The sequence below is a fragment of the Nocardia lasii genome (assembly GCF_042658545.1).
Classification (GTDB): domain Bacteria; phylum Actinomycetota; class Actinomycetes; order Mycobacteriales; family Mycobacteriaceae; genus Nocardia; species Nocardia lasii.
Window position 1 is genome coordinate 181470 of record NZ_JBHSQN010000013.1, and the last position, 20588, is coordinate 202057.

The 20588-nt window shown below is 69.3% G+C and carries 17 protein-coding genes; 11 read left to right on the plus strand and 6 right to left on the minus strand.

Annotated features, from left to right (window positions below):
• Window positions 1-33: 33 nt before the first annotated feature.
• Entirely contained in the window at window positions 34-2511 is a 2478-nt protein-coding gene (locus ACFP3H_RS19230; protein ID WP_378607978.1) for a phosphoketolase family protein, read from the minus strand.
• Window positions 2512-2644: 133 nt separating this feature from the next.
• On the opposite strand from ACFP3H_RS19230, the gene ACFP3H_RS19235 reads away from it, so the two are divergent.
• The 5 genes from ACFP3H_RS19235 to clpX all read left to right on the plus strand — a co-directional run bounded on the left by ACFP3H_RS19235 (window position 2645) and on the right by clpX (window position 7640).
• Window positions 2645-3163 carry an FKBP-type peptidyl-prolyl cis-trans isomerase gene (locus ACFP3H_RS19235; RefSeq protein ID WP_378607980.1) on the plus strand — a complete coding sequence of 173 codons (519 nt, stop codon included), beginning with the start codon at window positions 2645-2647 and terminating at the stop codon, window positions 3161-3163.
• Between the two features lie 146 nt (window positions 3164-3309).
• Window positions 3310-4674 carry a trigger factor gene (gene tig, locus ACFP3H_RS19240; RefSeq protein WP_378607982.1) on the plus strand — a complete coding sequence of 455 codons (1365 nt, stop codon included), beginning with the start codon at window positions 3310-3312 and terminating at the stop codon, window positions 4672-4674.
• A gap of 195 nt (window positions 4675-4869) precedes the next feature.
• Window positions 4870-5445 carry an ATP-dependent Clp protease proteolytic subunit gene (locus ACFP3H_RS19245; RefSeq protein WP_378607984.1) on the plus strand — a complete coding sequence of 192 codons (576 nt, stop codon included), beginning with the start codon at window positions 4870-4872 and terminating at the stop codon, window positions 5443-5445.
• A 44-nt stretch (window positions 5446-5489) separates the two neighbouring features.
• Window positions 5490-6149, plus strand: a complete 660-nt coding sequence (locus tag ACFP3H_RS19250) for an ATP-dependent Clp protease proteolytic subunit (protein WP_378607986.1) — start codon at window positions 5490-5492, stop codon at window positions 6147-6149.
• A gap of 210 nt (window positions 6150-6359) precedes the next feature.
• Window positions 6360-7640, plus strand: coding sequence for an ATP-dependent Clp protease ATP-binding subunit ClpX (clpX, locus tag ACFP3H_RS19255; RefSeq protein ID WP_378607988.1), 1281 nt, complete (start codon window positions 6360-6362; stop codon window positions 7638-7640).
• 61 nt (window positions 7641-7701) lie between these two features.
• Here clpX and ACFP3H_RS19260 read toward each other — a convergent pair whose 3' ends face one another.
• Window positions 7702-8505: a hypothetical protein gene (locus tag ACFP3H_RS19260; RefSeq protein WP_378607990.1), complete on the minus strand. Its 804-nt coding sequence runs from the start codon at window positions 8503-8505 to the stop codon at window positions 7702-7704.
• Between the two features lie 509 nt (window positions 8506-9014).
• Between ACFP3H_RS19260 and mihF the strand changes: the two genes are divergently transcribed.
• Window positions 9015-9329, plus strand: a complete 315-nt coding sequence (gene mihF / locus ACFP3H_RS19265) for an integration host factor, actinobacterial type (RefSeq protein WP_378607992.1) — start codon at window positions 9015-9017, stop codon at window positions 9327-9329.
• Window positions 9330-9390: 61 nt separating this feature from the next.
• Here mihF and ACFP3H_RS19270 read toward each other — a convergent pair whose 3' ends face one another.
• Complete coding sequence (locus ACFP3H_RS19270; protein ID WP_378607994.1) at window positions 9391-10542, minus strand: FHA domain-containing protein; 1152 nt, start codon at window positions 10540-10542, stop codon at window positions 9391-9393.
• Between the two features lie 173 nt (window positions 10543-10715).
• Between ACFP3H_RS19270 and ACFP3H_RS19275 the strand changes: the two genes are divergently transcribed.
• Window positions 10716-11288, plus strand: coding sequence for a TetR/AcrR family transcriptional regulator (locus ACFP3H_RS19275; RefSeq protein ID WP_378607996.1), 573 nt, complete (start codon window positions 10716-10718; stop codon window positions 11286-11288).
• Complete coding sequence (locus tag ACFP3H_RS19280) at window positions 11285-11872, plus strand: GNAT family N-acetyltransferase (protein ID WP_378607997.1); 588 nt, start codon at window positions 11285-11287, stop codon at window positions 11870-11872. Before ACFP3H_RS19275 ends, ACFP3H_RS19280 begins: the two co-directional genes overlap by 4 nt.
• Window positions 11873-11983: 111 nt before the next feature.
• Here ACFP3H_RS19280 and ACFP3H_RS19285 read toward each other — a convergent pair whose 3' ends face one another.
• Together ACFP3H_RS19285 and ACFP3H_RS19290 are read right to left on the minus strand one after the other, a co-directional pair.
• Window positions 11984-13531: a glycerol-3-phosphate dehydrogenase/oxidase gene (locus ACFP3H_RS19285; RefSeq protein ID WP_378607999.1), complete on the minus strand. Its 1548-nt coding sequence runs from the start codon at window positions 13529-13531 to the stop codon at window positions 11984-11986.
• Entirely contained in the window at window positions 13521-14138 is a 618-nt protein-coding gene (locus tag ACFP3H_RS19290; RefSeq protein WP_378608001.1) for a TetR/AcrR family transcriptional regulator, read from the minus strand. The genes ACFP3H_RS19285 and ACFP3H_RS19290 overlap by 11 nt, the downstream gene beginning before the upstream one ends.
• A 192-nt stretch (window positions 14139-14330) precedes the next feature.
• Between ACFP3H_RS19290 and ACFP3H_RS19295 the strand changes: the two genes are divergently transcribed.
• Window positions 14331-15959, plus strand: coding sequence for an FAD-binding oxidoreductase (locus tag ACFP3H_RS19295; protein WP_378608003.1), 1629 nt, complete (start codon window positions 14331-14333; stop codon window positions 15957-15959).
• On the plus strand, window positions 15956-16903 hold the full coding sequence (locus ACFP3H_RS19300; protein WP_378608005.1) for a diacylglycerol kinase family protein: 948 nt from the start codon (window positions 15956-15958) through the stop codon (window positions 16901-16903). Before ACFP3H_RS19295 ends, ACFP3H_RS19300 begins: the two co-directional genes overlap by 4 nt.
• Window positions 16904-16905: 2 nt before the next feature.
• Here the strand turns inward: ACFP3H_RS19300 and ACFP3H_RS19305 are convergent, their stop codons facing one another.
• Window positions 16906-17598 carry an AAA family ATPase gene (locus ACFP3H_RS19305; RefSeq protein WP_378608007.1) on the minus strand — a complete coding sequence of 231 codons (693 nt, stop codon included), beginning with the start codon at window positions 17596-17598 and terminating at the stop codon, window positions 16906-16908.
• A 304-nt stretch (window positions 17599-17902) separates the two neighbouring features.
• Between ACFP3H_RS19305 and ACFP3H_RS19310 the strand changes: the two genes are divergently transcribed.
• Entirely contained in the window at window positions 17903-20581 is a 2679-nt protein-coding gene (locus ACFP3H_RS19310; RefSeq protein WP_378608009.1) for a valine--tRNA ligase, read from the plus strand.
• Window positions 20582-20588: the final 7 nt, after the last annotated feature.

Genomic DNA, 20588 nt, shown 5'->3' on the forward strand with positions numbered 1-20588 from the left:
CGTGGTGCAGGCCGCGCCCGCGTCGCAACCGCGTTACTCCGGGGTGGGGATCGCGGCGTCGGGCCAGACCCAGTCGGCGACCACCGGGATGTCGGCGCCGTGCTCCCTGGTCCACCGGCGCGCGATCAGGCGCGCGTCGACGATCTCCTGACGCAGTCCCGCCGCGCGTTCGCGCAGGCCGGGCACCCGGTCGATCACATCGATGACCAGGTGGAAGCGGTCCAGATCGTTGAGCATCACCATGTCGAAGGGGGTGGTGGTCGTGCCCTTCTCCTTGTATCCGCGCACGTGCAGATTGTGGTGATTGGTGCGGCGGTAGGTGAGCCGATGCACCAGCCACGGATAGCCGTGGAAAGCGAAGATCACCGGGCGGTCGGTGGTGAACAGGGCGTCGAACTCGGCGTCGGGCAGGCCGTGCGGGTGCTCGTCGGCGGGCAGCATGCGCATCAGATCGACCACATTGACGAAGCGGACGCGCAGGTCCGGCAGGCGGTCGCGCAGGATCGCCGCCGCCGCGAGGGCCTCGAGCGTCGGCACATCGCCCGCGCAACCGAGCACCACGTCGGGGGTGGTGCCCGGGTCGTCGCGGTGGCAGGCCCACTCCCAGATGCCGAGGCCGCGCGTGCAGTGCAGCCCCGCCTGCTCGGCCGAGAGCCAATCCGGGCTGGGCTGTTTGCCCGCCACCACCACGTTGGCGTAGTGCAGCGAGCGCAGGCAGTGGTCGTAGGTCGAGAGCAGGGTGTTGGCGTCCGGCGGCAGGTACACGCGCACGATATCGGGGCTCTTGTTGGCGACCACGTCGAGGAAACCGGGATCCTGGTGGGTGAACCCGTTGTGGTCCTGGCGCCACACATGCGAGGTGAGCAGGTAGTTCAGGCTGGGGATCTTGCGCCGCCACGGCACCCGCAGGCTGGCGTCGAGCCACTTGGCGTGCTGGTTGAACATGGAGTCGACGATGTGGATGAACGCCTCGTAGCAGCTGAACACGCCGTGGCGCCCGGTCAGCAGATAGCCCTCGAGCAGGCCCTCGCACATGTGCTCGGACAGCACCTCCACCACGCGACCGGTGGTGGACAGGTCCACGTCGAAGCGCCCGACCTCCTCCTGCCAGTCGCGCCCGGTCACCTCGAGCACGTCCTGCAGGCGGTTGCTGACCAACTCGTCGGGGGCGAAGGTCAAGAAATTGTGCGGATTGCGGGCGGTGACATCGCGCAGCCAGCTGCCGAGTACCCGGGTGGCCTCGTGCTCGACCGCGCCGGGTGTCGGCACGTCCACGCAGTACTCGCGCCAATCCGGCAGGTCCAGATCGCGAACCAGCAGGCCGCCGTTGGCCACCGGGTTCAGGCTCATCGGCAGCTCGGGGACCTGCTCGAGCAGGACGCCGACCGGCGCGCCGTCACCGTCGAACAGCTCCTCGGGGCGATAGGACCGCAACCACAGCTCGAGCACGCGCCGGTGCACCGGGTTGGTGCGCGCGTTGGGCAGCGGCACCTGATGCGCGCGGAAGGTGCCCTCGACCCGGTGGCCGTCGACCACCGGGGGACAGGTCCAGCCCTTCGGCGTGTGCATCACGATCATCGGCCAGCGCGGACGCGTGCCGTCGCCGTCCTCGCGCGCCGCGCGCTGGAACCGCGCGATCCGGTCCAGGCAGGCGTCCATCGCGGTGGCCATCGCCTGGTGCACGGGCGCGGGGTCGTTGCCGGACACGATCAGCGGCTCGTAGCCGTAGCCGCGCAGCAGTTCCACCAGCTCCGGTTTGGGCATCCGGGCCAGGATCGTCGGGTTGGCGATCTTGTACTCGTTGAGCGCGAGAATCGGCACCACCGCGCCGTCGCGGCCCGCGTTGAGGAACTTGTTGGCGTGCCAACTGCCCGCCAGCGGACCGGTTTCGGCCTCGCCGTCGCCGATCACGCAGAACACCACCAACTCGGGGTTGTCCAGGGCGGCGCCGTAGGCGTGCAGCAGCGAGTACCCGAGCTCGCCGCCCTCGTTCAACGAACCCGGCGTCTCCGGCGCGCAATGGCTGGGGACACCGCCGGGGAAGGAGAACCGGTGGAAGAACGCGCCCATGCCCGCGAGGTCGCGCGGGATATCGGGTTCGAGGTCGGCGTAGGCGTTCTCCAGCCACGCGCACGCGTTCGGGCCGGGACCGCCGTGCCCGGGGCCCGCCACGTAGACCGCGTTCAACCCGCGCGCCCTGATCACCCGATTGGCGTGGGCCCACACCAGATTCAGGCCGGGAACCGTGCCGAAATGGCCGAGCAGGCGCGGTTTGATGTCCTCGGCGACCAGCGGGGTGCGCAGCAGCGGGTTGCCCATCAGATAGATCTGGCCGACGGACAGATAGTTCGCCGCGCGCCACCACGCGTCCACCGCGACGAGTTCGGCGCGCGAGAGCGGGCCGGGCGCCTCGGACAGCACGTAGGGCGTGGGGGCGATGTTCTCGCCGCCGCCACCGCGTTCGACATCGTCCGCGGCGGTATCGCCCTGGGAATCGCTGGACCGGGTCATCGCGGACTCCTCGTTCTCGCTGCGAGTTCGCGACACGGCGCGCGCCGCGAAGGACCTGCTGAGACACGCATCGCCGAGCCTACCGTCGAGCCGGTTCCCGGGCCCGCAACGACGGTCGATTACTGTGCGGGCCATGCGTTCTCTCGGCAGGATCATCGGCATCGGACTCGTCACGGCCGCCGCGTTCACCGTCGCGGCCTGCGGTTCGGACTCGGATTCGACCAGTTCGGCGACCCCGGATCGCGAATGCACCGCCGACGATGTGAAGGTCGACGGCGGGTACGGCCAGCCGCCCACCATCACCATCCCCGACGACTGCACCGCGCCCACGACCCTCGTCGTCAAGGACCTGGTCCCCGGCAGCGGACCGGGCGCGGTGGCGGGTCAGCCGCTCACCATGAACTACGAACTGGTCACCTGGTCCGACAAGCAGGTCCTCGACAGTTCCTTCCAGCGCGGCACGCCCTTCGGGCTCACCCTCGGCGCCGGACAGGTCATCGAGGGCTGGGACCAGGGCCTGCTCGGCGTGCAGGAAGGCGCCCGGCGCCTGCTGATCGTGCCGCCGGACCTCGGCTACGGCCAGGGCGGCCAGGGCGTGGCCCCGAACGAGACCCTGGTCTTCGTCACCGACGCCGTGCAGGTCGGTAGCTGAACACGCCGTCGCAACCAACCGCCGATTGCGCGACCGCCCACGCGGTCAACTAACCTGGTCGGGATGCGTACGCCGCACCCCTTCTTTCGGGGCGCGCCGCCCCATGCGGGGACACCACCATGAACTACGAACCAAGGAGTATGTCCGTGAAGAGCACCGTCGAGCAGCTGAGCCCGACCCGGGTCCGGATCAACGTCGAGGTGCCCTTCGAGGAGCTGAAGCCCGACTTCGACAAGGCGTACAAGGCACTGGCCAACCAGGTCAAGATCCCCGGCTTCCGTCCCGGCAAGGCTCCGGCCAAGCTGATCGAGACCCGCGTCGGCCGTGGCGCCGTGCTCGAGCAGGTCGTCAACGACGCGCTGCCGAACAAGTACGCCGAGGCCGTGCAGGCCGGCGAGGTGAAGGTCATCGGCCAGCCCGAGATCGAGATCACCAAGATCGAAGACGGCGAAGAGCTGGCGTTCACCGCCGAGGTCGACGTGCGCCCCGAGATCACCCTGCCCGACTACTCGGGCATCGAGGTCAGCGTCGACTCGTTCACCATCGACGACGCCGACATCGAGGAGCAGCTCACCTCGCTGCGCCAGCGTTTCGGCACCCTCACCGGTGTCGAGCGTCCGGTCGCCGACGGTGACTTCGTCTCGATCGATCTCTCGGCCACCGTCGACGGCGAGGACGTCCCCGAGGCGGCCACCACCGGTCTGTCGCACGAGGTCGGTTCGGGTCAGCTGATCGAGGGCCTCGACGAAGCCGTCATCGGCCTGAAGGCCGGCGAGTCCGCCGAGTTCACCTCCACCCTGGTGGCCGGTGACCACGCCGGCAAGGAAGCCGTGATCACCGTGACCGTGCAGTCGGTCAAGGAGCGCGAGCTGCCCGAGGCCGACGACGAGTTCGCGCAGCTGGCCAGCGAATTCGACACCATCGACGAGCTCAAGGAAGACCTCAAGGGTCGCGTCGAGCGCGTCAAGAAGGTCGAGCAGGCCGGTTCCATCCGCGACAAGGTGCTCGACACCCTGCTCGAGACCGTCGAGGTCCCGCTGCCGGAGGCCGTCGTCAAGGCCGAGGTCGACGCCGTGATCCACGACGCCGTCCACGGTTTCGACCACGACGAGGCCAAGCTGGCCGAGGCGCTCGAGGCGCAGGGCTCCTCCCGCGAGGAGTTCGACAAGGACACCAAGGACGCCGCCGAGAAGTCGGTCAAGACCCAGCTGCTGCTGGACGCGATCGCCGAGGCCGAGGGCACCCAGGTCGGCCAGCAGGAGCTGACCGAGCGAATCCTGTTCCAGGCGCAGCGCTACGGCATGTCGCCCGAGCAGTTCATCCAGCAGGTGCAGCAGGCGGGCCAGCTCGGCGCGGTCTTCGCCGACGTGCGTCGCGGCAAGGCGCTGGCCGGTGTGGTCGGCCAGGTCAAGGTCACCGACTCCGACGGCAACGTGGTCGACACCACCGAAATGTTCGGTGACCCCGCCGATTCCGCCGAGACCGAGCAGGGCGACGCCGCTGCCGAGTAGTTTCGCGTGGCGTGATTTGATTGCGCCCGTGAGTGGAATCGAGCGCGACGAGATTGCGCTCTGAGCGAAGAAGGGCGGTACCGGGAGTTCGGTGCCGCCCTGCTTCGTTAGTGTTTGAGACGACGAACCGTATGGCCGTTAGCAATCGGTGAGAAGAGAAGGCAGGTATCCGTGACAATCAACCAGGCAGGGGTCATGACAGCCGCTACCGCTGGTCTCAACCTCAGTGATTCGGTCTACGAGCGGCTGCTGCGCGAGCGCATCATCTTCCTGGGCACCCAGGTCGACGACGACATCGCGAACAAGCTGTGCGCGCAGATCCTGCTGCTCTCGGCCGAGGATCCGACCAAGGACATCTCCCTCTACATCAACTCCCCCGGTGGCTCGGTCACCGCGGGGATGGCCATCTACGACACGATGCAGTTCGCCGAGTGCGACATCAAGACCGTCGCGATGGGCCTGGCGGCGTCGATGGGGCAGTTCCTGCTCACCGCGGGCACCAAGGGCAAGCGTTTCGCGCTGCCGCACACCCGGATCATGATGCACCAGCCCTCGGCCGGCATCGGCGGTTCGGCGGCCGACATCGCGATCATGGCCGAGCAGTTCGCCCACACCAAGCGTGAGCTCAACGAGCTGCAGTCGCTGCACACCGGCAAGTCGGTGCAGCAGGTGACCGAGGACGCGGACCGCGATCGCTGGTTCACGGCGAAGGAAGCCCTCGAATACGGCTTCATCGACCACGTGGTCGCCCACGCCAACCAGGCGAAGTAGCGCCGGCGCGCCCCCTCACACTCGAGACAAGCTTGGAGACAAAGATGGCCAATCTGATCGACCCACGCGGCCTCGGTGGCGCCGCCGCCACCCCGCAGTCGCGCTACATCCTGCCCCAGTTCACCGAGCAGACCTCGTTCGGGATCAAGACCTCCGACCCGTACAACAAGCTGTTCGAAGAGCGCATCATCTTCCTGGGCAACCAGGTCGACGACGTCTCGGCCAACGACATCATGGCGCAGCTGCTGGTGCTGGAGTCCCAGGACCCCGATCGCGACATCACCATGTACATCAACTCGCCCGGTGGTTCGTTCACCGCGCTGATGGCCATCTACGACACCATGCAGTACGTGCGCCCCGACGTGGTCACGGTCTGCCTCGGCCAGGCCGCCTCGGCCGCCGCGGTGCTGCTGGCCGCCGGTGCGCCGGGTAAGCGCGCCGCGCTGCCCAACGCGCGCATCCTGATCCACCAGCCGTCCTCGGGCGGGGTGCAGGGTCAGGTCTCCGACCTCGAGATCGCCGCGGCCGAGATCGAGCGGATGCGTCGCCTGATGGAAGTCACCATCGCGCGCCACACCGGCAAGTCCGAGGAGCAGGTCCGCAAGGACACCGACCGGGACAACATCCTGACCGCCGAGGAAGCCAAGGAATACGGCATCATCGACCAGGTCTTCGATTACCGGAAGCTCAGCGGACAGAAGTGACACGCCCGGGCCCGCTGCCCCGGTCGGGGCGGCGGGCTCGGTTTTTGTTCAACGCATCACAGAAACATGCGCGAGTTGTCGACCTGTCTCGCGCACACCAGGTACGGTCGACTCAGGGACCATTGCTCTGATTGGCGGCACCGAGACGAATTTTTCCGGCCCAATCGGGGACGACGGTCGCACTCGGACAAGGAAGTAGGGACCTACGAGATGGCGCGCATCGGAGACGGCGGCGATCTGCTCAAGTGCTCGTTCTGCGGAAAGAGCCAGAAGCAGGTCAAGAAGCTCATTGCGGGCCCCGGGGTCTATATCTGCGACGAGTGCATCGACCTGTGCAACGAGATCATCGAGGAAGAGCTGGCCGAGTCGAGCGAGGTCAAGCTCGACGAGCTGCCCAAGCCCTCGGAGATCCGGGATTTCCTCGAGAATTACGTGATCGGCCAGGACACGGCCAAGCGCACGCTCGCGGTGGCGGTCTACAACCACTACAAGCGCATCCAGGCCGGCGACAAGGGCCGTGACAGCCGCGGCGAGACCGTCGAGCTGGCCAAGTCGAACATCTTGATGCTCGGCCCCACCGGTTGCGGCAAGACCTACCTCGCGCAGACGCTGGCCAAGATGCTCAACGTGCCGTTCGCCATCGCCGACGCCACCGCGCTCACCGAGGCGGGCTATGTCGGCGAGGATGTCGAGAACATCCTGCTCAAGCTGATCCAGGCCGCCGACTACGACGTCAAGCGCGCCGAGACGGGCATCATCTACATCGACGAGGTCGACAAGATCGCCCGCAAGAGCGAGAACCCCTCGATCACCCGTGACGTGTCCGGCGAGGGCGTGCAGCAGGCGCTGCTGAAGATCCTGGAGGGCACCCAGGCGAGTGTGCCGCCGCAGGGCGGTCGCAAGCACCCGCACCAGGAATTCATCCAGATCGACACCACCAACGTGCTGTTCATCGTGGCGGGCGCCTTCGCGGGCCTGGAGAAGATCATCTCCGACCGCACCGGTCACCGCGGCATCGGCTTCGGCGCCGAGGTGCGCTCCAAGGCCGAGGTCGACACCGATGACCACTTCGCCGACGTGATGCCCGAGGACCTGATCAAGTTCGGTCTGATCCCCGAGTTCATCGGCCGCCTGCCCGTGGTCGCCTCGGTGACCAACCTGGACAAGGAATCGCTGGTCACCATCCTGTCCGAGCCGAAGAACGCGCTGGTCAAGCAGTACGTTCGCCTGTTCGAGATGGACGGCGTCGACCTCGAGTTCACCACCGACGCGCTCGAGGCCATCGCCGATCAGGCCATCCTGCGCGGCACCGGCGCCCGTGGCCTGCGCGCCATCATGGAAGAGGTCCTGCTGCCGGTGATGTACGACATCCCCGGCCGCGACGATGTCGCCAAGGTGGTCGTGAACGCCGACACCGTCATCGACAACGTGCTGCCGACGATCGTGCCGCGCAAGGCGCAGCGCACCGAGCGTCGCGACAAGTCGGCGTAGCCTCCCAGACAACGAAAGCGCCCCCTCGGATTCCGATCCGAGGGGGCGCTTTCTCGTGGGTTCAGCGGGTCATGCTCGGGGCGGCCGAGAGCTCGTCGCCCTCCTCGGCGGGGATCTCCGCGCTGGCACGGGCGATCGCGGTGCTGTAGCGGGCGCTGGCGGCGTTGTGGATGAGCAGGGCGACACCGATCATCACCGGGGCCACCGCGTGCACAGCGGCGTCGTACCAGTGCCCCGCGCTCAGGTGCGGGTAGGTGTTCAGTGCGATGGTGAGGGTGAGCAGGAACAGCTCGGCGACGAGCACCTGCGTGCGGTTGCCCAGCACGCCCCACTCCGAGACCCGGGTGGTGCCGATCATGATGATGATCAGACACACGCTGATCATCGCCTCCAGGCCGAAGCTGGCCCAGTAGAGCGGGTCGCTCGGTCCGCCGGGGGCGATGTTGTGCTGCACGTTCACCGCCGACCACAGCATGCCCGCGATCACCACGCCCGCGAGCGCGCGCAGCGACCAGGTGCGGTGCTGATACAGCGAGGCCAGCCGAGCCCGGGGATTGGATTCGCGGCGCTGCGCGGCGATGGCCTTGCGTGCGAGCATCAGATCCGCCATCTCGGCCCGCTCGAGCTCGGCGGTGGTGTCACGCAGACGGTCGGCGTGCGAGGAGGTGGCCTTGATCTGCTTCCAACGCTGCTCGCGCTCGTAGGTGCGGATCTTCTCGGCCAGCTCGCGTTCGGCGCGCAGTTCGTCTTCCGAGAGCGCGTCGGTCAGTGCGGGGTCGGACTGGTAGGCGATGCGTTGCCTGGCCCGTTCCACCCGCACGGGCAAGGACGTGACCTCGTGGTCGAGCGGGTGTTCCTCGCGCATCGCAACTCCAGGTAGCAAAAGGGTTCGCCGGGTCGCGTCATTGTTGCGCATCGAGCGGGGTACTACACCCGCGGGCCCGAAAAATCTCGAACCCGCAGGCGACGAAAATGTCTGGCGCACAAGCTGTGTAGCTGTCGATGCACCAGAACGGGAGACGGTGACGACGGCCGATGACCGTCGCGCCCGGGGCCGAGGAGCGTCGTTGATCCTCCGTGGTTCGCCGTTGAACCTTGATCCCGTGAAGTGCTTCTGCTGGTGTGTCGTCGCTGGTCATCACCGTGTTACGCGGACCACTGGGGGGTGGCGAAACCGATAGGGGAATGGTTCGGCCGAAACCGTCTTTTCGTCCGTTTGGTCCGTTCAGCAGGGCCTTCACTCAATACGACGGGCTCGGCACGCAAAACTCATCGGCGTATTCTCGCGGTGTGTCGGACTGATGCTGCCGATTTCGTGCTGTTTACTCGGTCCGTCAATCAGATGTTCGAGTGACGAGTGGAAGCGGAGGAGACATGGCACTGCCTACGATGACCGCCGAACAGCGCACCGAGGCGTTGGCCAAAGCGGCTGCCGTGCGCAAGGCGCGCTCGGAACTGATCGGCAAGGTGAAGGACGGCAAGGTCACCGTCGCCGATCTGCTCAAGAAGGCCGACAGCGACGATCTGGTCAAAAAGACCAAGGTCGCTGCCGTGATCAAGGCTCTGCCGGGCGTCGGCCCGGTCAAGGCCGCGAAGTTGATGGACCAGGCCGAGATTCCCGAGGATCGCCGTATCGGTGGTCTGGGTGCTCGTCAGCGCGCCGCGCTGCTCGACGCCCTCGAGGCCTGAGCGTTTCGCGATCCGACGCCCGTGGTGCGCCACGCACGGGCGTCGGGATGGTCACCGAGAGTTATACGCAGTAGGTCAGCAGGAAGTCGTTGATCCGCAGGCGCCAGCCCGGTTGCAACTCGATCGGGAGGGTGCCCACGCGTGACCAGCGCTCGCTGTCGGGGGCGGCGAAGAAGGTACCCGAGGTCGCGGGGGCCTCGCGGACGAACACCTTGCCACGGTCGGGGGCGACGAAGGCATGGACCCGCGAGACGAGCCGATCCCGTTCGATCAGGATCGGGGTCGCCGCGGAGGCCCGCACCGATTCCTCACCCGCCGGATTGCGGCCGAGCACATACGCCCGGTCCAGGGGGTAGCTGAGCCCGTCCTCGGTCACCAGGGCGCCCCGGGAACTGCTCGGGGGCGCGCTCTTGCTCAGGGCGACCGGTTCGGGGCGCGGGGCGGCGTCGATGGCCTGGGACCAGGCCAGCGGGGGAGTGTTCGTGGGGGAATTGCGGGTGCCGGTGCTCACGGTGGCACCGTCGCCGGTGTTCGGGCGGTGGCTCACCGTCGCGCTGTCGGGTCGGCCCGCGTCGGCCGATACCGCCGGGGGTTGCGGTACCGCGTGGGGTTGCTCGGCCTGCGCGGTGAATCCGGGCGGGGCATCGGGCGCGCGCAGGGCTTGGAAGCCGGTGGCCTCGGTCGGGGCGGGCTCGTCGACGGCCTCCACGCGCCGGGGCGCGGGATTGCGGCGGCGGCCGAGATTCAGCACGAAACCGTTGCCGGTGACGATGCCCGCGCGCAGGTCGGTGCGGGGGTTGGCGCTGGTGGGGTCGGCCATCTCGGCGCCGACGGCGATGCGGCGGACGGGTTCGCGGATGATCTCGTCGACCCAGGTGAAGGCCCGGTCGCCGGCCAGGCGGCGATTGCCCTCCGCGCCGGAGATCTCGGCGATCACCGCGCCGCGCAGCAGGATCAGCATGCCGTCGCCGGTGGGGGCGAGCACGCCGAAAGGTGGTGGGGCCGAAGCGCCGCCGAAGACCACGCCCGCCAGTCGCTGCGCCAGCGCCGCGCCGGGGGCCGAGGCGGCGGTGTTGTTGGCGACGGTCTCCACCGCGCCGAGGAGGCGATCGGTCGACGGCGTTTCCCCGGCCAGGTAGACGACGACGTCGCCGAATCGGGCCACGATCCCGGTGCCCGGCACGATGGCCACGGTGGACGAATGCGCGTGCATCAACGCCTCCTTCTCGGACTGGCCCTCATCGCCGTCCCCCGCCCCGCGGCAGACCGCGACCGAGGTCTCCGCCCGCCAGCATAGAGGGCTCGGAGCCGGGGGATAAGGCCCGAAGGTACAGCCCGAACGATGTTCGTGCCAAACGTCGTTCGGTGGGCGCGTACGATCGGCGCATGACCGCCGCACCCGTCAGCCGCCGGGCCCGACCGGCGAAAGCCCCGCTCAGTCGCGACCTCGTGATCGAGACCGGACTGCGCGTCCTCGACACCCACGGCGCCGCCGCGCTCACCATGCGCCGGGTCGCCCAGGAACTCGACACCGGCGCCGCCTCGCTCTACGTCTACGTCGCCAACCGCGACGACCTCATGAAGGCCATGCTCGACCACGTGCTGTCGCAGGTGGTCGTCCCGGTCGACGGTGCCTGGCGGGCCCGGCTCACCGCACTGGTGGAATCGGCGATCGAGGTACTCGGCCGCCACGAAGGGCTCGCGCTGGTCGCCTTCGGACGCACACCCACCACCGAGCACGCGCGCGTGCTGGTCGATCGGGTGCGGGAGTTACTGCTCGAAGGCGGACTCGACCCCGACACCGCGGGGTGGGCCATCGATCTGATCTACCTGCACATCACCGCCGAGGCCGCGGGCACCCGCGAAGGACGACACTCCGACGCCGATATCGAACGGTCGCGGTGGACGCTGCGCGCGCTGCTCGACGGCATCCTCGACACCCCGGCGGTCGCGCGATGACCGGGGTCGAGGAGTCGGGCGTGGTCGTCTCGGCGGGCAATCGCCTGGCGCCGGGCGGGCCGATCCGGCTCGCGCGCGAGGACGAGATCGGGCAACTGCAGGAGATCGAGCGGCGGGCGGGGGCGCCGTTCGCCGAGGTGGGGATGAACGCGGTGGCCGAGGACGAGCCGCCGTCACGAGAGGTGTTGCGGGGGTTCGTGATCGAGGGGCGAGCGTGGGTGTGGCCCGATGCGGACGATCACGCGATCGGGTATCTGGTACTCGGGTTGGTCGACGATCAGCCACACATCGACCAGGTCTCCGTCGACCCTGCCCACGCCGGCGCCCGGATCGGCAAGCGCCTGATCGACCACGCGGTGCGCTGGGCGAAAGACCGTGGGCTGTGCGAGATCACGCTGACCACGTTCACCCAGGTTCCGTGGAACGGGCCGTATTACGAACGCCTCGGCTTCACCTACGTCCCACCCGCCGACGAACCGCCCGGGTTGCGGGCGATTCGGGCGAACGAGGTTGCGCACGGGCTCGACGAGTGGCCTCGCGCGTCGATGCGCGCGGATCTGAAGACCTGGGTGCTCGAGGGTTGAGTCGCACACACGTGCGTTTGCGGCGGGGTCGGTTTCAAGATCAGCACGCCGTGGTGGCGAGGAAAGGTGGGGGAGTTCGCCACCAGGGCGTGGTGATCGACTGTCCAGGGGTCAGCGGGTGGCGGTTCGGCGGGTGAAGGCGGCCTCGGCGGCGGGGGTGGCGGCGGTGCGGTCGGTGGGGACCAGGCCGATGCGGGTGCGGCGGTCGAGGAGGTCGTCGGTGGTGAGGGCGCCCTCGTGGGTGATGGCGAAGTCGAATTCGGCGGCGGTGACGTCGATTCCGGGAGCTACCGGTTCGGCCAGGGTCGGGTCGGCGAGCCAGGCGGCGACGATCCGGGTGGCTTCGCTGCCGTAGCGCTCGATCAGCACGGGGGGTGCGTCGATGCGGTCGCGGTCGGCGCCGGTGACCGCGCCGACCAGGGGCAGGGTGGCGGTGCGGCAGGGGGCGGCGGACAGACGGGACCGGGCGAGCGCGGCGTCGACGGCGTCCTCGGCCATCTGGCGGTAGGTGGTGAGTTTGCCGCCGACGACGGTGATCAGGCCGTCGGGAGCGGTGAGGACCGCGTGTTCGCGGGAGATGTCGGCGGTGCTGTCGTCGTCGGTCTCGAGCAGCGGGCGCAGGCCGGCGAAAGTGCCGCGGATGTCGGCGCGGGTCAGGGGCTCGCGCAGCACGGTGTTGATGGTGGCGAGCAGGAAGTCGATCTCGGCCTCGGTGGGCTTGGGCTCGTCGGGGATCGGGCCGGGAGCGTCCTCGTCGGTGAGGCCGAGGTAGACGCGGTCGTGCGCGGCGGGCAACGCGAAGACGAACCGGCTGATACTGCCGGGCACGGGCACGGTCAACGCGGCGGTGAGGCCACCGAAGGCGGCGGCGTCGAACACGAGGTGGGTGCCGCGACTGGGTCGCAGGGCGATGCTGTGGTCGACCTCGGCCGCCCACACGCCGGTCGCGTTCACCACCGCGCGCGCTCGCACCTCCAGGGTCTCGCCGGACAGCGTGTCGCGCAGGCGCACCGAATCCCCGGTCGCGGCAACGGCTTCCACGCGGGTGAGCACCGCGGCGCCCTGCGCCGCGGCCGTGCGAGCCAACGCCACGACCAGGCGCGCGTCGTCGACGAGCTGTCCGTCCCACGCCTGCAACCCGCCCCGCAGCCCGGCGCGGCGCACGGTGGGGGCCAACCGCAGGGCCTCCGCCGCGGCCACCCGACGCGACCGCGGCAGGGTGTCGGCCGAGGTGCGCGCCGCGATCCGCAGGGCGTCACCGGCCGCGAAACCCGCACGGATGAGCGAACTCTGGGCCCGGGTGATGTCGGGCAGCAACGGCACCAACTGCGGCAGCGGCCGCACCAGATGGGGCGCGGTGGTGCGCAACAGGATTCCGCGCTCGACCGCGCTCTCGTGCGCGATCCCCACCCGCCCGCTCGCCAGATACCGCAGCCCGCCGTGCACCAGCTTGGAGCTCCACCGACTGGTCCCGAACGCGAAGTCGTTGCGCTCCACCAGAACTGTGCGCAGGCCGCGCGCGGCGGCGTCGAGGGCGACGCCGGCGCCGGTCACGCCACCGCCGATCACGACGAGATCGACAGCGGGATCGTCGGCGAGGGCGGCGAGTTCGGTGGTGCGGCGGGCGAGGTTCAGCGCGGCGGGGGAATCAGGAGTCATCACAGTCCTTCTCGGGTAACGGGAGCAGATAACCCTCGATAGCCCGGGACAACTCGGCGTCGAATTCCGCGCCCGACAGCAGGGCCGCGACCGTGCCCGCCGACTGCACCGCCGACTGGGTGATCAGCAGCAGCATGGTGGCCATGTGCTCGGGATCGCCCGCCCGGATGGAACCGTCGGTGTGACCGTCGCGGATGACCACCTCGAACAGCCCGATCAGGGTGCGCTGATTGCGCCCTAATCGACCGAACACATAGGTCAGCATCAGGTCGGAGTCGGTGCGGAAGATCTTGGCGAACACCGCGTTGGACCGAATCGCCGCCGCCCCGGACACGATGCCGTGCACCAGCCGATCCCGGGCGATCCCGGTCTCGGGGAAGGTGGTCGCGACGATCGCGCGCAGTTCACGCACCAGCAGCTCGGCGATCAGCGACCCGGTGTCGGGCCAGCGGCGATACACCGTGGGTCTGCTGACCCCCGCGCGACGCGCCACCTCGGTGAGGGTGGTGCGACGGACGCCGAAGTCGACGACGCAGGCCCGAGTGGCATCGAGAATCGCCATATCTGTCGGCGAGAGCTGGTCAGCGTGGGTCGCGAGGTCGATCATCTGGGTCACCGCCGGTGTGTTCGATGGCGCCGGGTGGGCACCGTGGTCGAGCTGGAACCGCCCAAGGGTATCGAGCGGGCCAGAGGGGTTTCCGCCATGAAACGTCGCTGGTGACATTCGACAGCGGTGGGTTGACGACTCGAGGACATCTCGTGGGTTAACTACTTGACATTATATGTCAGAATGTAACGCATGGTCGAGACGCAACACGAACATTCCGGGTCTGCCACCCTGGCGCCGAACATGGTGTGGGACGCCTGGGGCGTCGCCGCCGGTCACCAGCCGCTGTCGGCACAGATCCGGGGTCTGCTCGGACAGGTTTTCGGCATCTCGGGCGAACCGGTGCCCCGTCGCGACGCGGCCGACGTCCCGCTGATCTCGACCACCCTCACCACCGCCGACCGAACCGGCCTGACCGACATCGTCGGTGACGAATATCTCACGACGGACCCGCTCGACCGGTTACGGCACGCGGGCGGCAAGAGCACGCTCGATCTGCTGCGTCGCCGCGACCTCGAACCGCAGGACGCGCCCGACGCGATCGTCTTCCCCGCCGACCACGCGCAGGTCATGGCGCTGCTCGCCTACTGCGCGGCGCACGAGATCGCGGTGGTTCCGTTCGGCGGCGGCACCAGCGTGGTCGGCGGCGTCGACCCCGTGCGCGGCCGCTTCGACACCGTGATCGCGCTGGATCTGCGTCGACTCGACACCATCGACGCGGTCGACCCCGTCAGCGGCACCGCCACCCTCGGCGCCGGGCTGACCGGGCCCCGCGCGGAGGAACTGCTCGGCGCGCACGGGCTCTCGCTCGGCCACTTCCCCCAGAGTTTCGAATTCGCCAGCATCGGCGGATTCGCCGCGACCAGGTCCTCGGGCCAGGCCTCGGCGGGGTACGGGCGCTTCGACGACATGGTCGAACATCTCGTGGTCGCCACCCCGCAGGGCACCCTCGACCTGGGCCGCGCCCCCGCGTCGGCGGCCGGGCCGGACCTGCGCGAGCTGTTCGTCGGGTCCGAGGGCACCCTCGGCATCATCACCTCGGTCACCGTGCGGGTGCATCCGGTGCCCGAGACCACCGCCTACCAGGCCTGGTCGTTCCCCGACTTCGCCGCGGGCGCGGCCGCGCTGCGCACCGTCGTGCAGGCGGGCGCGGCGCCGACGGTGCTGCGGTTGTCCGACGAGGTGGAGACGGGGCTGAACCTGGCCCGCTCGGCCGATGTCGGCGGCAACCCGGTCTCGGGCTGCCTGGCCATCACCACGTTCGAGGGCAGCGCGGCGCACGTGGCCGCGCGCTCGGCCGAGGCCACGGACCTGCTCACCGCCGCCGGTGGCACGGCACTGGGCGAGGCGCCCGCGCGGCAGTGGGAACACGGCCGCTTCGCCGCGCCCTACCTGCGCGACGCGCTGCTGGATCTCGGCGTGCTGTGCGAGACCCTCGAAACCGCCACCAGCTGGAGCAACCTGGCCACCCTCAAGGCCGCGGTGACCAGTGCGCTCACCGAGTCGCTCGCCGCGCAGGGCACCCCCGCCCTGGTCATGTGCCATATCTCGCACACCTACCCGACCGGGGCCTCGCTGTACTTCACCGTCGTGGCCAAGCAGCTCGACGACCCGATCGCCCAGTGGCGCCTGGCCAAGACCGCCGCGAGCGAGGCGATGGTCGGCACCGGCGGCACCATCACCCATCACCACGCCGTCGGCGCCGACCACCGGCCGTGGATGGGTGCGGAGATCGGTGACCTGGGCGTTCGCGTGCTGCGCGCGGTGAAGCGCGAGCTCGATCCCACCGGCGTGCTCAACCCTGGGAAGCTGGTGCCGTGAGCGAACTTTCGGTGCGTCGGGTCCTGGTCGTCACGAACCCGCACTCCGGGTCGGGACGTGGCGACGGGGTCGCCGAGGCGGTGCTGGGCGAGTTGGGTGCGCGGGGCGTCGAGGTGACGCGGGTGCGCGCCCCGAGCGCGGACGAATCGGTCGCCCAGGTGCGCACCGCCCTGGCCGGGGACGATCGACCCGACGCGGTGCTGTGCGTCGGCGGCGACGGGCTGATGAACGTGCTGCTGGCGGCCGTGGCGCACAGCGGCGTGCCGCTCGGACTGGTCCCCGCGGGCACCGGCAACGACCTCGCGCGCGAACTCGGCATCCCCACCGACGACCCGCGCGCCGCCGTCGACATCGCGCTGCGCGGTCACACCCGCCTGCTGGATCTGGGCCGCATCGAGTCCACCGCCACCGCCCCGATGTGGTTCGCGACCGTGGTCGGCACCGGCTTCGACGCGCGAGTCACCTTGCGCGCCAACCGGATGCGCTACCCGCGCGGACCCCTGCGCTACACCGCCGCCGCCGTCGTCGAGCTGATGCGCGGCTACACGCTGCCGTTCCGTATCGAGATGTCGGGCCTGGCGCCCGGCGCGCTGGACAACCCGCCCGACTCGCACGTGGTGGTGCTCACCGACGCGGTCATGGCGCCCATCGGCAACACCCGCACCTACGGCGGCGGGATGCTGGTGTGTCCGGAGGCCCGCGCCGACGACGGATACCTCGACATCACCGTGGTCGGCGCGATGTCGCGCCTGGAACTGGCCCGGCTGCTGCCCGCGCTCTCGGCGGGCAAGCGCATCGACCATCCCGCCACCCAGCGCTACCGGGCGCGCCGGATCACCGTCAGTGCCAGGGACGGGCACGCGACGGCCGACGGCGAACCCGCCGGGATGCTGCCGGTGACCGCGCAGGCGATGCCGGGCGCGCTGACGGTGCTGGTGCCCTGAGCTCAGACCGCGTCGAAGGTGATGCGCGAGACCGCCCGTAGCGTCGGGCGGTCGATGAGCACCACTGAGGCGGCGTCCAGTGGTCGCGGATTCGGTGCTGCGACGGTCTCGCGCGCGCCGAGTGTGTCCATCAGGGCTTCCCAGCGGCGGCAGTGCCCGGTGAACGCGAGCCCGTTGACGCGCCGACCCCGACTGATCTGCCCGTGCCTGGCCTGGTCGGCGGGCACATCGATGAGGACCATGTGGAGTTGCCTGCTGCCCGCGGTGGTCCAGCGGATGATCAGGCGTCGACTCCAGCCGAAGGTGGCGCAGTCGTGGATGGCGACCGGGCCGGTGCCCGCGCTCAGTGCGGCGCGGATCGCGCGGTAGTGGGCGAGGTGGACCAGCGGGCGCCACAGGGAGTACGGCGCCCAGCCGAGCCGGTGGCGCAGGCGGTTGCGGGTGTGATTCGAGTCCAGGACCGTGGCGCCCGAATCCGAGTGCACCGGGCGGTCCGCGTCCGGGCCGGCGCCGAAGAAGCGGTGGAGGGCGGTGGATTTGCCCGCGCCGGGAACGCCCGCGAAGACCAGGACCGTGGTGGCGGGGTAGCGCAGCTCGTCGGCTTCGCTCGCGCGTAGGTCTACCAGGGCGATCGGGGTGATGATCTTGGGTGCCGACCGTGGGGTGCCGGTGGTGGAATCGAGCGGGGGCGTCACCCTGTCCAGAGTCCGGGAAAACGGGGGAAACGGCAATCGGGGGTTTCCCCTACTTTGTGGTGTATGTGTTGTGGGGCAACGGTTTCCGCGTGTCGCCATGGCGTGTCTCGGGTTGGGCGGGGAGAAGCTGAGAATTCCATATGGATTCTTCTGCGCGGGGCTGCGGGAAGTTAATCGCCGGTAGTATCTGAGACGTAGACGGAGTCTTCGGTGTCCCTCATCCACCGGAGATTCCGTCTTTTTTGTTTCGCGGGCGGGGTGAGGCGGGCAAAACCCGATTGCCGGTGCCCTTTAGGATTGGGGCGTGACCAGCGGAGCCCATGACAACTCGCGTAATCGTGCCGATGCCCTGCCCAAGAGCTGGGATCCCAGCTCGGTGGAGGCCGACCTGTACGAGGGCTGGGTAGCCGCCGGGTACTTCGCCGCGGACGCCGCCTCGGACAAGCCGCCGTACTCGATCGTGCTGCCGCCGCCCAACGTCACGGGCACCCTGCACATGGGCCACGCGCTCGACCACACCCTCATGGACCTGCTCACCCGCCGCAAGCGGATGCAGGGGTACGAGGTGCTGTGGCTGCCGGGCATGGACCACGCCGGTATCGCCACGCAGACGGTGGTGGAGAAGCAGCTCGCGGTCGACGGCAAGACCAAAGAGGACTTCGGCCGCGAGCTGTTCATCGACAAGGTGTGGGACTGGAAGCGCGAATCCGGCGGCCAGATCCAGGCGCAGATGCGCCGCCTCGGCGACGGCGTGGACTGGAGCCGGGACCGGTTCACGATGGACGACGGTCTCTCGCGCGCGGTGCAGACCATCTTCAAGCGCCTCTACGACGCGGGCCTGATCTACCGCGCCGAGCGCCTGGTGAACTGGTCGCCGGTGCTGCAGACCGGCATCTCCGACCTCGAGGTCGACCACAAGGAGGTCGACGGCGAGCTGGTGAGCATGCGGTTCGGTTCGCTGAACGACGACGAACCGCACGTGATCGTGGCCACCACCCGCGTGGAGACCATGCTCGGTGACACCGCCGTCGCGGTCCACCCGGACGACGAGCGGTACAAGGCCCTGATCGGCACCACCCTCTACCACCCCATCACCGGTCGCCAGATCCCGATCGTGGCCGACGACTACGTCGACCCCGAATTCGGTTCCGGCGCGGTGAAGATCACCCCCGCCCACGACCCCAACGACTTCGAACTCGGCCTGCGCCACGGCCTGCCGATGCCGACGATCATGGACAAGGCGGGCCGGATCGCCGACACGGGAACCGAATTCGACGGCATGGACCGGTTCGAGGCCCGCGTGAAGATCCGCGAACGGCTCGACGCCGAGGGCCGCATCGTCGGCCGCAAGTTCCCGTACAAGCACCAGGTGGGTCACTCGGAGCGCTCCGGCGAGCCGATCGAACCGCGCCTGTCGATGCAGTGGTGGGTCAAGGTCGACACCCTGGCCAAGGCCGCGGGCGACGCCGTGCGCGGCGGCGAGGTGAAGATCCATCCCGCCAGCCAGGAACCGCGCTGGTTCGACTGGGTCGACAACATGCACGACTGGTGCATCTCGCGCCAGCTGTGGTGGGGTCACCGCATCCCGATCTGGTACGGCCCCGAGGGCGAAGTGGTGTGCCTGGGCCCCGGCGAACAGGCACCCGAAGGCTGGGTGCAGGACCCGGACGTGCTCGACACCTGGTTCTCCTCGGGCCTGTGGCCGTTCTCCACGATGGGCTGGCCCGACGCCACGCCCGAGCTGGCCAAGTTCTATCCGACCAGCGTGCTGGTCACCGGGTACGACATCCTGTTCTTCTGGGTGGCCCGGATGATGATGTTCGGCATGTTCGTCAGCGACGACCCCGTGCTCACCGCCGGGAAGGGCGGGCAGGAGCAGGTGCCGTTCGAGGACGTGTTCCTGCACGGGCTCATCCGCGATCAGCACGGCAAGAAGATGTCGAAGTCGCGCGGCAACGGCATCGATCCGCTCGACTGGATCGACTCCTACGGCGCCGACGCGCTGCGCTTCACCCTGGCCCGCGGCGCCCAGCCCGGCGGCGACCTGTCCGTCGGCGACGCGCACGCGCTGGCCTCGCGCAGCTTCGTCACCAAGCTGTTCAACGCCACCAAGTTCGCGCTGATGAACGGCGCGCGCCCGGGTGAGCTGCCCGCGCGCGAGACCCTCACCGACGCTGACCGCTGGATCATCGACCGGCTCGACGCCGTGCGCGCCGAGGTCGACACCGCCTTCGACGCCTACGAATTCGGCAAGGCGTGCGAGGCGCTCTACCACTTCGCGTGGGACGAACTGTGCGACTGGTACCTGGAGCTGTCCAAGGTGCAGTTCGCCGAGTCCGACGCGCGCGCCGACAGCACCGCCGTGGTGCTCGGCAACGTGCTCGACGCGGTGCTGCGCCTGCTGCACCCGGTGATCCCGTTCGTCACCGAGACGCTGTGGAAGGCGCTCACCGGTGGCGAATCGGTGGTGATCGCGTCGTGGCCGCAGGCCAGTGGCATCGCCGCCGACGAGGTCGCGGCCGGTCGGGTGGCCGACACGCAGCGACTGATCACCGAGATCCGCCGGTTCCGCGGCGATCAGGGCCTGGCCGACAAGCAGAAGGTGAAGGCCACCCTCGTCGGAATCGAGGAGGCCGGGCTCGGCGGGTTCGCCGACTCGGTGGCCAACCTGGCCCGGCTCACCGAACCGGGCGCGGACTTCGCGACCACCGCCGAGGTGGAGGTGCGCCTGTCCGGCGGCACCGTCACCGTGCAGCTCGACACCTCGGGCGCGATCGACCTCGACGCCGAACGACGCAGGCTCGAAAAGGATCTCGCGGCCGCGCAGAAGGACCTCGACACCACCACCGCCAAGCTCGGCAACGAGGCCTTCCTGGCCAAGGCCCCGCAGCCGGTCGTCGACAAGATCACCGGCCGACGCGATGTGGCCGCGGCCGAAGTCACGCGCATCGGCGCCCGCCTGGCGGAGCTGAGCGCCAAATGAGCGAGCC

Coding starts and splice junctions, on each gene's coding strand:
- ACFP3H_RS19285 (WP_378607999.1), bottom strand. CDS start 13,531: ATGACTCCTGATTCCCCCGCCGCGCTGAACCTCGCCCGCCGCACCACC.
- ACFP3H_RS19230 (WP_378607978.1), bottom strand. CDS start 2,511: ATGACCCGGTCCAGCGATTCCCAGGGCGATACCGCCGCGGACGATGTC.
- ACFP3H_RS19245 (WP_378607984.1), top strand. CDS start 4,870: ATGACAGCCGCTACCGCTGGTCTCAACCTCAGTGATTCGGTCTACGAG.
- mihF (WP_378607992.1), top strand. CDS start 9,015: ATGGCACTGCCTACGATGACCGCCGAACAGCGCACCGAGGCGTTGGCC.
- ACFP3H_RS19275 (WP_378607996.1), top strand. CDS start 10,716: ATGACCGCCGCACCCGTCAGCCGCCGGGCCCGACCGGCGAAAGCCCCG.
- ACFP3H_RS19260 (WP_378607990.1), bottom strand. CDS start 8,505: ATGCGCGAGGAACACCCGCTCGACCACGAGGTCACGTCCTTGCCCGTG.
- ACFP3H_RS19270 (WP_378607994.1), bottom strand. CDS start 10,542: ATGCACGCGCATTCGTCCACCGTGGCCATCGTGCCGGGCACCGGGATC.
- clpX (WP_378607988.1), top strand. CDS start 6,360: ATGGCGCGCATCGGAGACGGCGGCGATCTGCTCAAGTGCTCGTTCTGC.
- ACFP3H_RS19295 (WP_378608003.1), top strand. CDS start 14,331: ATGGTCGAGACGCAACACGAACATTCCGGGTCTGCCACCCTGGCGCCG.
- ACFP3H_RS19235 (WP_378607980.1), top strand. CDS start 2,645: ATGCGTTCTCTCGGCAGGATCATCGGCATCGGACTCGTCACGGCCGCC.
- ACFP3H_RS19290 (WP_378608001.1), bottom strand. CDS start 14,138: ATGATCGACCTCGCGACCCACGCTGACCAGCTCTCGCCGACAGATATG.
- ACFP3H_RS19280 (WP_378607997.1), top strand. CDS start 11,285: ATGACCGGGGTCGAGGAGTCGGGCGTGGTCGTCTCGGCGGGCAATCGC.
- ACFP3H_RS19250 (WP_378607986.1), top strand. CDS start 5,490: ATGGCCAATCTGATCGACCCACGCGGCCTCGGTGGCGCCGCCGCCACC.